General features: G+C 72.0%; 8 protein-coding genes and 1 pseudogene. 3 read left to right on the plus strand and 6 right to left on the minus strand.

Annotated elements, in window-relative coordinates:
* Window positions 1–137 precede the first annotated feature (137 nt).
* The 4 genes from ACIP5W_RS21960 to ACIP5W_RS21975 all read right to left on the minus strand — a co-directional run bounded on the left by ACIP5W_RS21960 (window position 138) and on the right by ACIP5W_RS21975 (window position 12,056).
* Window positions 138–2,681, minus strand: a complete 2,544-nt coding sequence (locus ACIP5W_RS21960; RefSeq protein WP_401475975.1) for an FAD-dependent monooxygenase — start codon at window positions 2,679–2,681, stop codon at window positions 138–140.
* Between the two features lie 4 nt (window positions 2,682–2,685).
* The gene (locus ACIP5W_RS21965; protein WP_401475978.1) at window positions 2,686–9,891 is read right to left on the minus strand and encodes an amino acid adenylation domain-containing protein; all 7,206 of its coding nucleotides are present in this window, start codon (window positions 9,889–9,891) and stop codon (window positions 2,686–2,688) included.
* 223 nt (window positions 9,892–10,114) lie between these two features.
* Entirely contained in the window at window positions 10,115–10,969 is an 855-nt protein-coding gene (locus ACIP5W_RS21970; protein WP_401475981.1) for an SDR family oxidoreductase, read from the minus strand.
* Between the two features lie 535 nt (window positions 10,970–11,504).
* A complete protein-coding gene (locus ACIP5W_RS21975) occupies window positions 11,505–12,056 on the minus strand; it encodes an EF-hand domain-containing protein (protein ID WP_401475984.1) in 552 nt (183 codons plus the stop codon).
* A gap of 1,162 nt (window positions 12,057–13,218) precedes the next feature.
* Here ACIP5W_RS21975 and ACIP5W_RS21980 point away from each other — a divergent pair.
* Genes ACIP5W_RS21980 through ACIP5W_RS21990 form a run of 3 tightly spaced genes read left to right on the plus strand, consistent with a single transcriptional unit; the run spans window position 13,219 to window position 14,832 of the window.
* A complete protein-coding gene (locus ACIP5W_RS21980) occupies window positions 13,219–14,061 on the plus strand; it encodes an SDR family NAD(P)-dependent oxidoreductase (RefSeq protein WP_401475987.1) in 843 nt (280 codons plus the stop codon).
* A 45-nt stretch (window positions 14,062–14,106) separates the two neighbouring features.
* Window positions 14,107–14,553: a nuclear transport factor 2 family protein gene (locus tag ACIP5W_RS21985; RefSeq protein ID WP_401475990.1), complete on the plus strand. Its 447-nt coding sequence runs from the start codon at window positions 14,107–14,109 to the stop codon at window positions 14,551–14,553.
* Window positions 14,554–14,604: 51 nt separating this feature from the next.
* Window positions 14,605–14,832 (plus strand): hypothetical protein, encoded by a 228-nt coding sequence (locus tag ACIP5W_RS21990; protein WP_401476070.1) that lies wholly within the window; start codon window positions 14,605–14,607, stop codon window positions 14,830–14,832.
* A gap of 155 nt (window positions 14,833–14,987) precedes the next feature.
* Here the strand turns inward: ACIP5W_RS21990 and ACIP5W_RS21995 are convergent.
* Both ACIP5W_RS21995 and ACIP5W_RS22000 read right to left on the minus strand, forming a co-directional pair.
* A pseudogene (locus ACIP5W_RS21995) lies at window positions 14,988–15,351 on the minus strand (IS1380 family transposase); the annotation flags it as partial.
* Between the two features lie 32 nt (window positions 15,352–15,383).
* Window positions 15,384–16,010 (minus strand): YigZ family protein, encoded by a 627-nt coding sequence (locus tag ACIP5W_RS22000; RefSeq protein WP_401475993.1) that lies wholly within the window; start codon window positions 16,008–16,010, stop codon window positions 15,384–15,386.
* Between the last annotated feature and the right edge of the window lie 22 nt (window positions 16,011–16,032).

A 16,032-nucleotide genomic window follows, 5' to 3' on the forward strand; every position in this document is an offset into this window, starting at 1 on the left:
CTACGGTCCGGGAAGACGAGACCCGGGGAAACGTCCCCGGTCGGCAGTGGCGGCGTGTGGACGTCGCCACTGCACGGAGATGACGGCCGTACGCATGTGCTCCCTGTGCAGGGCTGGTGGGTGGCTGGTTCGACCGGTCATTGGGGCAGTGCGGACAGCACGATCTGTACGGAGTCGTCGGCGATGCGTCGTACGCGCGGCGCCGAGATCAGGTCCTCGACGTAGCTGAAGTTCCAGGCGAGTTGGCCGTGGCTGGTGGTGGCCGTCGCGACGAGTGCGCCCATGACCGAGACGCCCGTGACGAACTGGGCACCGCGGACCTGCCATGAGCCCGTCCGGTCGGGGAACTCGTAGCGGCCGACGTTGGACAGGCACAGGTTGATCGGCCCTTTCTCGTCCATGAACCGCATGAACGGCTCGCTGTCCGCCGGGGACTTCGGCCCTGCCCAGCGCGGCAGGCTGATCGTGGCCAGGTGGTCCTGGCGCCTGCGGCGACGGACGAGGTCCTGGCTGATCTCCCGGGCCATGGGCCACAGCGGCCGGTCGGGCTCGTAGCGGACGCGGGAGGGAACGGTGGCCACGTAGGTGCCGACCTCGTCGGGGGCGACGGCGGGATCGAGGTCACCGCGGAAGTCGACCGGGGAGCCGATCGAGAAGTATGCGGCTGCCGGGGTTCCCGCGTCCCGGGCGACCGCCGTCACCATGGCGGCGGCCAGGACTCCGTGGACTGTGGTGCTGTGCAGCTTGGCCGCCCGTACCAGCAGGTCCAGCTGGCCGGAGGTGAGGAGCCGGTGTTCCATCCGGGTGCGCCGCTGCCCGAAGGGAACCGGGCGGCTGGGGGCGATCCGCTGGGTGGGGCGCCCCCGGGCTGCCTGCCGGTCGCGCAGCATCATGACCTTGAGCCCTGTGACCCCCATCGCTCCGCGGTGGCGGCGCGGGAGCAGGTCGTCCGTCGCGGGCAGTGCCCGTCGTGGGGTGTTTCGACGAGGCGTGCCGCGGTCCAGTTGCGCGGCGAGTTCGATCCACTCCCGGAGCAGGGACAGGCATGTCTTGCCGTCGGCGATGGCGTGCGATGCCGTCAGCAGCAGGTCGTGGACGTCTCCTTCGTCTTCGCGGCCGGTTCCTTCCGAGGTGATCACCACTGCGCGCAGCAGCGGCCCGGTGTGCCAGTCGATGCTCTCCACGAGCTCGTGGTCGTTGACCTCGCGCTCCCACCGGGTGCCGGCCTCGGGGTCGTCCGGCGGCGTGTCGACGTGCCGCAGCGGGATCGGTCGTCCGTCCAGTGGTGCGAAGGCGGGGTGCGCTCCGGTGCCGTCGTCGGTGATCGCGACGCGCAGCAGGGGGTGCCGGAGCTGGAGGGCGTCCAGGGCGCGGCGGTGCAGCGACGGGGGCAGGTGTCCGTGGACGCGGGCCCGGGCGATCACGTTGAGGGGTGAGGTCTGGTCGACGATCCAGTAGAGGCGTTCCACGGGGCTGAGTTCGCGCTGGACGCTGCTCGCTCCGGTGGCCGGGCCGTCGTCCGGGAAGGTGAGGGCCTGCGTGGTCCGTCGGGCGAGGACGTGGCGGGGCGCCAGTCGGAAGTAGGTGTCCCGGAGCAGTCGCAGGCCGGGGCGGGCCGCTTGTTCCAGGTCGCTCAGTGCGCGGGACTCGGTCACCATCGTCCTGGCGCGGTCGCGGCGTCGGTCCTCGTAGGCGCGCAGGGCCCGCACCGGGTCGTCGCCCGTTGCGGGCCCCGCGAGCGTGTGTGCCAGGACGACGGCGTCCTCGATGGCCATGGCGGCCCCCTGCGCGAGTGTGGTCAGCATGGGGTGGGCGGCGTCGCCGAGGAGGGTGACGGGGCCGTCCCCCCATCGTTCCAGGAAGGCTCGGTCGTGGGAGGGGACGGTGAGGATGTCCGTGTGCGGTGTGGCCCGGATCACCGCCTGCACTTCGTCGGCCCAGCCTGCGTATGCGTGTGTGAGGGTGTCCTTGACCCGGTCCGGGGCGGTGGCATCGGCGGACGTGCTCGTGGTCGCCCACCAGTAGCAGCGGCCGTGGCCGATGTCGACGAGGCCGAAGCGCTGTCCGCCGCCCCAGTAGTGGCGCACGCCGCCCGTGGTCAGGCGCGGGTGCCGGAAGGGGACGATGCCGAGCCGAATGACGTAGCCGCTGTCGCGTGCTGCTTCGGGGCCCACGAGGTGGCGGCGGACGGCGGAGTGGAAGCCGTCGGCGCCGATCAGGACGTCCCCGCCGGCCGACCGGCCGTCCGTGAAGCGGACGGTGACGCCGGCGCCGGCGGTCTCGAAGCCGGCTGCGGTCGCGCCCAGGTGGATCGGGCAGTCCGCGGCCTCCTCCAGCAGGGCTTCCTGGAGGTCCGCGCGGCTCAGGCAGAACGTGGGCGCGCCCGCCCGGTCGCAGGCGTCCTTGAAGGGCAGGTCCCTGATCCGTCGGCCGCGCCGGTCCATGACGGTGAACGACTCCACGACCTGGCCGCGCTTGTCCAGGTGGAGGTCGATGCCCAGGGTGGTCAGGGCGGTGACGGCGTTGCTCATGACCGACAGAGCGGAGCCCGCGGCGCGCAGTTCGGTGGCGCGTTCGTACACCTCGACGTCGATGCCGACGCGCCTCAGCGCGACCGCGCAGGTCAGGCCGCCGATGCCGGCGCCGATGACAAGGGCCTTGGTGGGGCGTCCCGATGTCATGGTGTCATCCCTCCCGGCCGGTTCGGGCGGGGCCGGCCCCGATCAGCTCCGCGACGGTTGCGGCCACGTGCGCCACGTACGGTTCCTCCATGATCGTCAGGTGGTCGCCGGGGACACGGACGATGTCGATCCGGCCGCTGGTCATGGCGCTCCAGCCGTTGCCGGGGTCCTGATGGAGGCTTCCGGCCGTACGGTGCATGGCGGACAGGACGGCCGGCAGCGGTTCCGTGGCGCGGATCAGCGTGAGGTCCTGGTTCTCACGCGGCGGCCGGTAGGCGAGCGTCGCCTGCCAGTTCGCCCGGTAGACGCCGAAGAGGCGCCGGATGACGGCCCCGGCGCTGCCGGTCGGCAGGATGCCCCGCTCGCTCGCGATGCGGGCCATGAACGCGAACGTCTCCTCCGGCGAGCCCAGGCCGTCGGGGATGATCCGTGCGGGTGATGCGGCGCCGTCCCGCGGCCACAGCAGTTCCTGGAAGAACCATCCCAGCAGGGCCTCGTCGTCGTACGGGGCGCACGGGCCCTGGCCCAGGGCGATGGTGTCCAGCACCAGCAGGCGGGCGACCTGCTGGCCGGCCGCCCGCAGGCGGCGGGCGATCTCGAAGGCGACGAGCCCGCCGAAGGACCATCCGCCGATGGTGTAGGGGCCGTGCGGCTGGACCGTCCGCAGCGCGGTGAGGTAGCTGTCCGCGAGGTCCTCGACGCTGGGCAGCGGTGTGGTGCCGGGGTCGGCGCCGGCGGCCTGGAGTGCGTGCAGCGGCTGGCCGTCCGGGAGGTGCCGGGCGAAAGCCATGTAGCACAGCACGTTGCCGCCCATGGGGTGGACCAGGAACAGGGGCGGGCGGGTGCCCCGGGGGCGGATCGGCACCACGGGGTCGAACGCGGCGCTCGCCCCGCCGTCGCGCAGCCGTGCTGCGAGACCGGCGGGGGTGGGTGTGGCGACGAACTCCGCCAGGGGAATGTGCACCCGGTAGCGCTGTTCGATCCGGACCACCAGCCGCATCGCGGCCAGGGAGGTGCCGCCGAGGTCGAAGAGGCTGTCGTGCACCCCCACCGCGTCCAGGGACAGCACGTCCGCCAGCATCTCGGTCAGCGTTTGCTCGTACGCGTCGCGCGGCCCGGCATCGGGGGCGAGGTCGGGGGCGGTCAGCGGGGTGCGGCGCAGTGCGGCGTCGTCGCGCTTGCCGCTGGGGGTCAGCGGCCAGCGGGCGGTCCATTGCAGGTGGGAGGGGAGCATGTGGTCGGGCAGGGTGACACGCAACCGCTCGCGGATGCCGGCCAGGTCCTCGTGCGTGCCCTCGCCGAGGAGGAAGGCGGCGAGGAAGGTCTCGCCGTCCTCGCGCCGACGGGCCACGACCGCGGCGTCGCGCAGGCCCGGGTACTGCTCTGCCAGGGCGGTGACGGCCAGTTCCACCTCGGCCGGCTCCACACGGAAGCCCCGCACCTTGACCTGGGTGTCGTCGCGTCCGAGGCAGACGACGTCTCCGCCGGGGAGCACCATGCCCAGGTCGCCCGTGTAGTAGAGCCTGCGGTCCCCGTCCGCGAAGGGGTGCGGGAGGAACCGCTCCTTGGTCAGGTCCGGGCGGCCCTCGTAGCCGTCGGCCAGGCAGGCGCCGCCCAGGTGGATGTCGCCACGCGCCCCGTACGGGACCGGACGCAGCCGCTCGTCCAGGACGTGCACCTCGGCCCCGTCGATGGCGCGGCCGATCGGCGGCAGGGCGGGGAAGGCGGAGGGATCGCCGGTCATGGTGAACGCGGTGACGACGTGGGTCTCGGTCGGGCCGTACTGGTTCTCCAGCACGGCTCCGGGGAGTCGGGCGCACAGCGCACGGATCTCCTGGGTGACGCGCAACTGCTCACCGCAGATGATCAGAATGCGCAGGGTGCGCGGGGTGATGCCCAGGGTCCCTGCGGCTTCGGCCAGTTGCTGGAGGGCCACGGGGGGAAGGAAGACCTGCTCGACGTGCTCGCGGTCGAGCAGGCGCAGCAGGGCGGGCATGTCGCGCCGCTCGGCGTCGCGGGCCAGGCACAGGGTGCCGCCGGAGCAGAGCGTGGAGAAGATCTCCTGGAAGGAGATGTCGAAGCTCAGCGGTGCGTACTGCAGGGTCACCCCGCCCGGGGCCGCGCTGGGTGCCTTCTTGTTCTGCCAGGCCACCAGGCCGGCCAAGGTGCGGTGCGGCATGGCGACGCCCTTGGGGGCCCCGGTGGAGCCGGAGGTGAACAGGACGTACGCGATGCTCCCGGCGTCCGTCCCGCCGCGCGCCGGGCATGGCGGTGCCGGTGCGGTCACCGACTCGGCGGGCAGCAGCAGCGCCGGGTCGCCGGCGAGGTGGGCGTGGGCGGACGCGGCCACGACGCGGAAGGGCCGGGACTGTTCCAGCATCGAGGCCAGCCGAGGGACCGGGTAGCCGACGTCCATCGGGACGACCGCGCATCCGGCCCGCATGACGCCCAGGAGCACGGCGATGGTCAGCGGGGAGCGGTCCATGGCGATCGCGATCCGGGCGTTCGCCGGGGCACCGAGCGCGTACAGCCGCCCGGCCACGTTCTCGGCGGCCTCGGCCAACCGGGCGTAGCTCCACCGCTCCTCGCCCATCACCAGGGCGGTCGCGTCCGGAGTGCGTGCGGCCTGTTCGGCGACGAGGGCGACGACCGTGGGGTGCTCCGCAGGGGAGGCCAGGACCGGCCGGTCGGCGAGGAAGGCGAAGTCCGGTCTGTCGTGGGGCTGTTCCACCATGCGGCGCAGGATGTTCAGGTAGCCGGCCGCGAAGAGGTCGCCCTGCTCGGCGCAGAACGTCGTTCCGTCGCAGTCGACCCGCAGCCACATGCCGGTGCCGTCCGGTTCGGTGACCGCGTTCACAAGGAGCCGGAAGTCGTTCTCCTCCCAGGTGCGGAACTCCGTGAGCCGCAGACCGGGCAGGCCGAGGACGTGGGAGAGCTGGTGGAAGTGCACGTAGTTGAAGGCGGTGTCCACGACGGGTCCGCCGTGGTCCTCCTGGATGGCGCTCAGCGGGTAGCGGCGGTGCGGGTGGCCTTCCCGCTCCTGTTGGAAAGCCTCGCGCGCCACATCCAGCCAGCTGTTGAGTGCGGTGTCCAGGCGCACGGGCACGGTGTTCAGGAACAGCCCGGCGATGCGCTCCGCCCGGGCCAGTTCGGGCCGGCCGTGGGTGATCAGGCCGGTGGTCACGTCCCGGGTGCCGGCGAGCACGGCCAGGGTCAGGCCGTGCGCTGCGAAGAGCACGGACTTCACGGGCAGGGTGTGTTCGGCCGCGAAGCGCCGCACCTGCTCGACGAGGGCGCCGGGCAGGTCGATCCGTCGCGAGGCGGGCCGGCTGCCGGGACCGGGCAGGTGGGGCGGGAACGCCTCGATCGGCAGGGGTTCGCAGCCGGTCAGTTTCTCCCGCCAGTAGCGCCGGGCTCCCTCCGAGCGCAGGGCGGCCTGCTCCAGGCGCACGTGGGCCGCAGGGGAGGGGAGCGCCGTGCCGTCGACGGGGCCGGTCTCCAGGCCGAGGCCGTGGGCGTAGTCCTGGAGGAGCTCCTGGATGAGGGTGGCGACGCTGCCGCCGTCGAGGAGGGCGTGGTGAAAGCTGAGGACCAGGTCGACGGTGGTGGGCCGCACGTGGGCGCGGAACAGGTACAGGGGTGCCTGGTCGAAGACGTAGGGATGGCGGCGGCGTTCCTCGATGTGTGCGCGCACCTCGGCCTCGGCCGCCGCGTCGTCCAGGGGACGCAGGTCGGCGGTCTCCAGGCCGCCGTGCACCCGGGGGTGGACGACCTGCAGCGGTTCGACGCCGGCCAGGTCGAAGGCCGAGCGCAGTGCCGGGTGCCGTGCCGTCAGCCGGTCGAAGGAGCGGCGGAACTCCGCCTCGTTCCAGGGCATGTCGAGGGTGTACCGGAAGACGTCCCGGTATCGGGCCGAGGCCTCGTGCCGACGGCTGTGGTAGAGCAGGCCGAGCTGGAGCCGGGTGAGCGGGTAGGCGTCCTCGGCGTCCTGCAGGCGGGCGCGGTCGACGTCGGCCACGAGGGCGAACGGGGCGGCGACGTCCTCGCTCCCGAGCGCGTCGCAGTTCCCGGTGCGTGTGGCGAGGCCGGCCACCGTCGGGTTACGCAGGAGGTCGGTGAGCGAGAAGCGCAGGCCCCGGGCCTCCGCCTCGGCGCGCACCTTGAGCATCAGGATCGAGTCGCCGCCGAGGGCGAAGTAGTCGTCGTGGACCCCCACGGCCTCATGGCCCAGGACGCGGGCCCAGATCTCGGCCAGGACGGCCTCGGTGCGGTTGCACGGCTGCCCGTCCCCGGTGGGCTCCGAGGTGTCGTGCGGTGGGGGCAGCGCGTTGCGGTCCGCCTTGCCGCTGGGGGTCAGCGGAATGCTCTCGACGCGGGTGAAGGACGCCGGGAGCATGAACGCCGGCAGCGTACGCCCGAGCCGTTCGCGCAGCACCGCCGACTCGATCGGGGCCCCGGCCGTGTAGTAGCCGTCCAGGACGGTACCCCGGGTATCGGTGGTGCGGCTCACCACGACGGCGTCCCGTACTCCGGGGACCGCGCGCAGGGCGGCGGCCACCTCGGCGGGCTCGACGCGGTGGCCCCGGATCTTGACCTGGTCGTCGATCCGTCCGAGGTACTCCAGGGTGCCGTCGGCGAGCCACCGGGCCAGGTCGCCGCTGCGGTAGAGGCGCCCGCCGGGCACGAACGGATCGTGGCCGAAACGCTCGGCGGTCAGCTCCGGACGGCCGAGGTAACCGCGGGCGACCCCGGCGCCGCCGATGCACAACTCGCCGGCGACCCCCACGGGTTGCGGCAGATCGTCGGTTCCCAGCACGTACAGCCTGGTGTTGTCGATCGGGCGGCCGATGGGTACCCGGGCGATGCCGCGGACGGGGTCGTCCGGGCAGTCGTAGAACGAGACGTCGACCGTGGCCTCGGTCGGGCCGTACAGGTTCACCAGCCGGACGGGCTGTTCGGCGTCGTCCTCACGGCGGCACCGGTCGGCCAGGCGGTTGAACTGCTCGACCCGGGCGGCGGGCAGGGCCTCGCCGCTGCAGAAGACGTGCCGCAGGGTCCGGACGGCCTCGCGTGAGGCGGCCGACTCCTCCAGCAGGTCGAGGAACGGGCCGAGCATCGAGGGGACGAAGTGCACGGCGGTGACCCGGTGTTCGCGGATCGCCCGCAGGACCTCGCGCGGGTCCTTGTGGCCGCCGGGCGGCAGGAGGGCCACGGCCGCGCCCTCGGCGGCCCACCAGAACAGCTCCCACACCGAGACGTCGAAGGAGATCGGCGTCTTCTGCAGCAGGACGTCCCCTTCTCCGAGCGGGTAGCGGCGCTGCATCCACGTGAGGCGGTTGACCACGCTGCGGTGCTCGACCATGACGCCCTTTGGCTGCCCGGTCGAGCCGGAGGTGTAGATGACGTAGGCGAGGTCACCGGAGGAGAGGGTGAGCGGCTCCAGCGGGGCGCCGCTGCCGTGCAGCAGGTCTCCGGCGCGCCGCACGGTCGCGTCCCCGGGCAGGTCATCGGGAGCGGCGTCGTCGACGATCACCACCTTGGCGCGGCTGTCGCGCAGCAGGAACTCCACCCGCTCGGCCGGGTGTCCGGGGTCCACCGGCACGTAGGCGCCGCCCGATTTCAGGATGCCGAGCAGGGCGGCCGGCAGGAGCGGTCCGCGCTCCATCATCACCGCGACCCGGTCGTCCGGGCCGACGCCCTGCGCGCGCAGGGCCCGCGCGATCCGGTTGGCCTGCTCGTCGAGTTCGGCGTAGGTCAGTTCCTCTCCGGACGCCGCGACGACCGCGGTCCGCTCCGGCCGGCGGGCGGCCTGCGCCTCGAACAGGCCGTGCAGGGTGGCCCGGTCCGCGCAGGGCACGTACGGTCCGGCAGCGCGTCCGGCGGTCAGGTCCTCGTATTCGGTCGGCGGCAGCATCGGGATCTCGGACAGGGGGCGGTCCGCCATGTCGAGGCCGCACTGCAGGAGGGTCGTGAGGTGACCGGCCACCGATGTGATGGGCAGGTGTTCGTCGAAGACGTCGCAGGCGTAGTTCAGGTCGACGTGGATGTCGGCCGTGTCGTCGAAGGCGGACACCAGGACGTTCAGCGCGTCTTGGTCGTGCGAGAGGGCCAGCAGAGACCTCTGCCGTTCGACTTCGGGGATCCGGTCCGGCGGCGGCCAGTGCATGTAGGAGAGCGTCACGTCGAAGAAGTGCCGCGGGCTTCGGGCCGATGCGGGCAGGACGGGCAGGATGTCGCCCAGCGAGAGCCGCTCGTGCCGTCTGAGGGCGCGGGTCGTCTCCTGGGTCTGGGCGAGCAGTTCCCGCAGGGACCGCGCGCCTTGCGCCGCGATGCGCAGCGGCAGGATGTTGGCGAACTCGCCGAGGGTCCTTTTGTGGCGCTCGGTCGCCCGATTGAGGAAGGGAATGCCGAGGAGCACCTCCTCGCTGCGGTGCAGGCGCGTCAGGTACGTACCGAGTACGGCGGCGAGGTAGGTGAACGGGGAGAAGCCGGCGGTGCGGATCCGGCCGACGAGGGCGCTGTCGATCTGGAAGGAGTGGAGGCCGCGACCGTTGGTGTCCCCGCTCGTCGTACGGGTGAAGAGCGCGGGTGCCGCGTCGAGGAGGTATTCCCGGTAGAAGGCCCGGTCCCGGTCGCCGTCCGCGCCGGCGCGATATGCGGCGTCCTCCTCGACGAACGCCAGGTAGGAGGGCGGCCGCGGGGCTGCCCCGTGCGGACCGCTGTGCGGCGCTCGGGCGTAGTCCTCGATGATCTCGTGGCTGAGCCGGTCCAGAGTCCAGCCGTCGGCGATGATGTGGTGTGCTTTGACGTGCAGATGCGTGACGTCCGGACTCTCCACGAGGAGCGTGGCCTCCACCAGGGGACCGCGTCCGAGCGGCAGGGCGCTCGTCATCGACCGACGCATCCACTCGGCGCACGCCGCGTCCGGTTCGGGGTCTCGCGAAAGATCGACCACGGTGACCGGGACACTGTCGGGTGCCACCCACTGGAAAGGGGTGCCGGTGCTTTCGTCGAAGCGCAACCGGAACGTCTCATGGCGGTGCAGCACGCGCTCCGTGCAGGCGGCGAGCCTGTCGCGGTCGACAGCGCCTTGCAGACGCTCGTGGAGAACGGCATTGAACTGCGGTGATTCCGGAGTCCGGGAGCCGACGGCCCACAGGTCCCGCTGATACGCCGACAACCGGTACGACGCCTGATCGTTCAGGCCCATTTATCGAGGTTCCCTTCGAAGCTTTACGGGGATCACCCGGTGCCCCCGAAAGACGGCGGAGGGCGGCGGGTCACGGCCTTCCGGACGATCCCCGGTCCGCCGCAGGGCCGCGGCATGGAGCCGAGGTCTGCTTGCTCCGCGACCGCCACCCGCTCTGCCGGCTCCGTCCGACGGATCCGGTCGGAGGCGACGAACCGGTCGGGGCGCGGTCCGACGAGCGAGCCTAGGTGGGTGATGTGCCCTGGCATCTGCTTCTCCCCGCCGGCCGTTCAGGCAGGCTGAGGGGCGCCGAGGCGTCGGCGAAGAAGGGAGGGGCGACCACGCTCAGCCCGCCGTCCACCACCACCGTCTGGCCGGTGATGTACTCGGCACCGGGCGAGAGCAGGAAGGCGACCGCGTCGGCCACCTCCTGGACCGTACCGGTGCGCCGCGCAGGGATGCGGTCGAGCGCCGTGCTCATGTCCGGCATCCCTGGCACGCCGTAGAAGTACTCCAACGAGTCGGAGTCGATCAGGCCGCCGCTGACGCCGTTCACGTTGATGGAGTACGGGGCGAACTCCACCGCCATGTAGCGGACCCAGGACTCGATTGCGGCCTTCATCGAGCCGAGTGCCGCGTAGGCCGGGAACGCCCGAACGCTGCCGTAGCTCGACAGTGCGACGATCCGCCCCCCGCGGTCCATCAGCGGCACCGCATGCTGCGCACCGAGTACGAATGGCCGCAGGTTCATGGCGTACGAGCGGTCCAGGTGGTGGGGTTTGAGTTCCAGGATGTTCTTGAAGGCGCCGGCCGCGGCGTTGGAGACGAAGTGGTCCAACCGGCCGAACTCGTCCTTCACCGTGGCGAAGAGGCGCTGCACTCCCTCGACCGTCTCGACGTCCGCCCGGACCGCGAGACCGCGTCCACCGGCCTCTTCGATGCCGGCCACTGCCTTCTCCGCCAGATCGGCGTTCTTTTTGTAGTTCACCACCACGGTGGCCCCGCCGCGCCCGAGGGTGCAGGCGAGCGCACGGCCGATGCCGCGGGAGGCACCGGTGATCAGCGCCACCTGGTCCTGGAACTGTCCGCCGTAGGTCATCGGCACGTGCTGCCACCAGCGCCGGTGACCCGCACGGCAGGGTGCGCGAGACGCCTGGCGGTGGGCCCGCGGCCACCACTTTCGTCAGGCCGGTGACGGCCTCGGGCCAGGGCGAGGCGTTCAGAGGAAGGGACCGGCGGCCGACCCGCCGGCCGCACGGAACTGTCGTCCGTCTCGTCGCCCCGGCGGACGACGCGGAGACGGTGACCGAGGGCACGTTCCGACACATCCGTGCGGCAGGTGCGGGGAATCCCTGATTCGCCGGACGCTCGAGGGGGCTGCGGGAGCATCGGTGTGCCCTTTCACGGCTCGTTGAGCTACTTACTGCGAGGTGCCTGGACGCCCCGCAGCTCTGCGACCGGGCGGGGCGCGCCAAACATATCCAAAGCCGCGAACAGGACCATCCGGATGAGAGGTGACTTCATCTCTTCGAGTGCCCTCCCGTCACTCGCCTGGCGGAACGGGCAGACAGCCGCCCTCCGTGCCCGGCCTGTGCGGGCACGGAGGGCGGCTGCAGCAACCGCTTGCCGACTGCTCAGATGTGTCCGAAGAACAGGCTGCCCGGCGCGTCCGCGTCGTTGGACAGGAAGTACTCGCGCAGCGCGCGGACGAGCTCGTGGCGCGAGATCGCGCCGTCCCCGTCGGTGTCCAGCCTGGTGAACATGTCCATCGCGTCGGGGGCCTCGACCCTCCACACGTCCTTCAGGAAGCGGGAGAACTCCTCCTTGCTGATCTGGTTGTCTCCGTCGACGTCGATGACGTCGAAGATCACGTCGGCGGTGCCGTCGGCCACGTTGAGCCGGCTGGTGTCGACGCTCGCGAGGCGGCTGGCCGTGACGAACTGGTCCTTCGTGAGGCGGTCTTCCTGGACGCCGGCGTGGCGCAGCAGCTCCAGCCAGTACATCTGGCAGAAGGCCTGGAGTGCCCTGGCCCGGCGGTCGTCCTTGCTGAGCTTGTACGCCTGGATGTAGCGGTCGGCGAGCTTCTGGTAGTCCGACCAGTCGACGTAGCCGTCGCCGTTGGCGTCCATGGTGGCGAACGCATGGGCGTTCTTCGTGCTGATGACGTCGGGTGCCGCAGTGGCCATGCCGAGTCCTCCGAAAAGGTGGGGGGTGTGGGTCGTGACCATCATTGTCGAGCCGTGGAGGAGGACAATGGGATCAGGGCGAACGGCCCTGCCCTTTCACCTTTGCGGGTGGGCCGCCCTGCCCCAGATGGCGCATCAGGCGGAAGCCGCAGTGGCCGAGTCGGGTGAAGCGGGCCGCGGCGCGTTCACCCGGTGCCGGCCGGGCCGGCGCGGGGGCGCTTCGGTGAAGGCCGGCGGGTTCGTGCTGCACACCGGGACCGCACGGGAACGCCTGCCGCAGGAGCCCGGCTCCGGGTCGGGCACGACCTGCCGGGGGCGCCCGGCCGAGTGGACCGAGGCCGGTGTCCGACCCCGGCTGCACGAGGTGCTGCCTGCCGAACCGCGCGGCGCGAACGCGCCGGACTCCTCCCGTGCCGCGGTCGACGGCTCCCGCATCCAGGCGTCAGAGGGGGCAGCCAGGACCGGACGGAGCCCCGTCGGCCGGGGCGGGACGGGCAGTGAGCACCACCTGATCACCGACGCCACCGGCATCCCGCTCGCCGCGACCCCGGCCGGCGGCAGCCGCGACGGCGGCACCCGGCCGATCCCGCTGCTGCGGACCGTGCCGCCCGTGCGGGGCAGGCGCGGCCGGCCCGGGCGCCGCCCCGACGTCGCGCCGGCCGACCGCGGCTACGACCACGAGAAGCACCGCCGCCCGGTCCGGAGCCCGGAGGGAAGCCGCCGATCGCCCGCCGGGGCACCGAGCGCGGCTCCGGCCCGGGCGCCCAACGCCGGGGCCTGGAGCGCACCTTCGCGCACTTGCACCGATTCCGCCGCCTGCGGATCCGCCGGGAGATACGCGGCGACATCCACGAAGCCTTCCTCACCCTCGGGTGCGCACTCGTCTGTCGGCGACGCCCGAAGTCGTTCCGGTAGGAGTTCTTGGGCCTTTCGGGTGAGTTCGTCCCGGGTCTTCCCGTCGACGCCCTCTACTGTGGGACGGCCGAACCAGCCGCAGCCGGACGAAAGCGGAGTTCCGCCTGTGCGGCGGGGACGGTCGCGGCATCCGGGCGGAGCAAATACCGGCAGATCGCTGGACGCGGCCCTGCTGGGATCCGAGTCCTGAAACCGAAGGTGGTACGTGTCGAAATCGCCAGGTTTGACGTCACCGGCAGGCCGGGTCGTGGTCGTTACCGGAGCCTCCTCGGGCCTGGGGAAGGCGTGCGCACTCCATCTGTCGCGGGTGGGCTTCCACGTCGTCGCCGGAGTCCGCAGCCCCGAGGACGGAGAGCGGCTGCGCGTGGCCGCCACCGGCCGGCTGACCCCGGTGGTCGTCGACGTCACGGACGAGAAGTCCGTCCGGGCCGCCGTGTACGAGGTCACCGAGCTGGCCGGCGAGGGCGGGCTGTGGGGGCTGGTCAACAACGCGGGCATCGCCGTCACCGCTCCTCTGGAGTGCGTACCGAGCGAGCTCATGCGCCTCCAGCTGGACACCAACGTCACGGGCCAACTGATCGTGATCCAGGGCTTCCTGCCGCTGCTGCGGGCCGGAGCCGGACGGATCGTCAACGTGACCTCGGGCCTCGGGAACATCGCGGTTCCCTACCTCGGCGCCTACGCCGCAGCCCAGTTCGCCAAGGAAGCACTCAGCGACGCGCTGCGCCGCGAGCTCGCCCCGCAGCGGATCCCCGTCGCGGTGGTCCAGCCCGGCGCCGTGCCGACTCCGCTCTGGGACAAGATGTCCGACGCGGGCAGCCGGGCCCTGGAGAGCGCCCCGGAACCGGTGCAGCAGCTCTACCGCGGCACGTTCCCGCGGTTCATGGACACCAACGAGGCCTCGGCCCGGACCAGCCGCACCACTCCCGACGACGTCGCCCGGGTGGTCTTCCGAGCACTGGTTGCCGAGCGGCCGAGGATCCGCTACGGCGTCGGACGGGACGCGACCGGCAGCCGCGTGCTGGCCAGGCTGCTGCCCGACCGGGTGATCGACCGGATCCTCGCCGGCATCGTCGCGCCCGCCCACTGACCGTCGTCCGTGCGACCGGCACCACACCACAGGAAGAGAAGCGGTATGACCACGGCACAGGAACTGAAGGACCTTTTCAGGCACGGCCTGGACCTGCTGGCGGAAGGGAGGATCGAGGAGTGGATCGACGGTTTCACCGAGGACGGCGTCCTTGAATTCCCCTACCCCGCCTGGGGCATCCCCACCCGGATGCAGGGCCGGGAGGCGCTGCTCGCCCAGATGACGATGTTCCGCGAGCAGCTGAAGGTCGAGTTCTCCGAGCCCGAGTTCTACACCGCCACCGAGGACGGCCTGGTCATCGCGGCGTACACCGGCGAATGCACTCTGATCGCCACCGGGGGTCAGTACCACCAGACCTACCTGTCGGTGGTGCACTTCGAGCAGGACCGGATCGCGCTCTACCGCGACTTCTGGGACCCGTGGTCGGTCATGCAGGCCGCCGGCGGCGAGCTTGCCTGGAAGCAGATCCTGCCGACAATGGCCCCGAACTGACCCCGGCCCACCGGTCGACAGCCGTTCCAGTGTCTGGACATGATGGAGCGGATGCCGCTGGTTCGGCTGGTCAGCCTCGCCAAGCGGAGAGGCCTGCCGGGGATGGTCGCGGAGCGGCCGCGCGTCGACGGCGCAGGCAACAGCGGCGGGGCCGACCCAAGTGCGAAGGCGATGACACCGGTGGCGGCGATGTGCGCAGGCGCGGACGGCATCGACGACGTGAACCGGCTGCCCGTCCCGCGGGACCGGACGGTGACGGCTGCAGCAGCCAGGACTTGACTGGATGTCAGGTCCGATCCGGACAGTACGGCCGGTGACACCGCACTCGCGTGCCACCCGTTCTGGCTGCCGGGCCGGAAGAAGCACACCTGGTGACCCGAGTAGGAGATTCGTCGGCACAACCGTGGGCGGCGCGGTTCCCAGGGCCTTGCCCGGCCGGTCGAACGCACGGCCCGGACGCGGCCCTCCGCGCGGGCCCGCGGCCGACGGCGGAGCTCGGGCTCGGAGACCGGCCGGTCGGGGGTGTTCGTCGCAGAGCAGATGATCCGCGTGCCGTCGGTGTCCGTGATTCTCGACTGGGCACCGGGGTGGGGCCGTTCCTTGCGGACGATCAGCCGCATGCCCTTGGGCCGGCCGCACAGGACGTCGCCGGTGGTCCGGCGGCCAAGGCGCCGTCGCGGACCTTGCCGTCCGTCTCGACGGCCGGGGCCACGCCGATGCCGAGGTCTTGAGGACGTGGCTGTGGACGGCCTCGGTGATCACCGTGCCGACCGAACAGGACAGCCGGCGGTCGCGCCGCCCTGAACCGGCGTCGTCCCGGCAGCCGCCCCTCACGCGTCGCCGTACGCCTCCCCGCCCGTCTCGAACCGCGCCGTCCCCGCCGTCGCGTCGGCGAGCCAGACGCGGAAGGCGTCGACGTCGGCCTCGGGGAGGCCGATCTCGATGGTGACCGCCTCGCCGTAGTGGACGTCGCGGACCTCGCGGCCGGTGGATCGCAGGTTGTTCTGCACCTTGCCGGCCCGCTGGTGGTCGACGGTCACCGTGGCCAGCCGGAAGCGGCGGCGGGTGAGGGTGCCGAGGGTGTCCAGCGCCTCGCCGACGGCGCCGCCGTACGCGCGGATGAGGCCGCCGGCACCGAGCTTGACCCCGCCGTAGTAGCGGGTGACGACGGCGACGACGTAGCGCATGTCGCGGCGCAGCAGCATCTGGAGCATCGGGACGCCCGCGGTGCCGCCGGGTTCGCCGTCGTCGCTGGCCTTCTGGACGGAGGCGTCGGCGCCGATGACGTAGGCCCAGCAGTTGTGGGTGGCGTCGGCGTGCTCCTTGCGGACGGCCGCGACGAACGCCTGGGCCTCCTCCTCGGTGGCAGCCGGGGCGAGCGCGCACAGGAAGCGGGAGCGGTTGATCTCGGTCTCGTGGACGCCCGGGCGGGCGACGGTGCGGTACTCGTCCTGCATCGGGCCAGCCTATGCCGTCGCC

It is taken from the genome of Streptomyces sp. NPDC088766 (genome assembly GCF_044750845.1).
Lineage (GTDB): Bacteria > Actinomycetota > Actinomycetes > Streptomycetales > Streptomycetaceae > Streptomyces.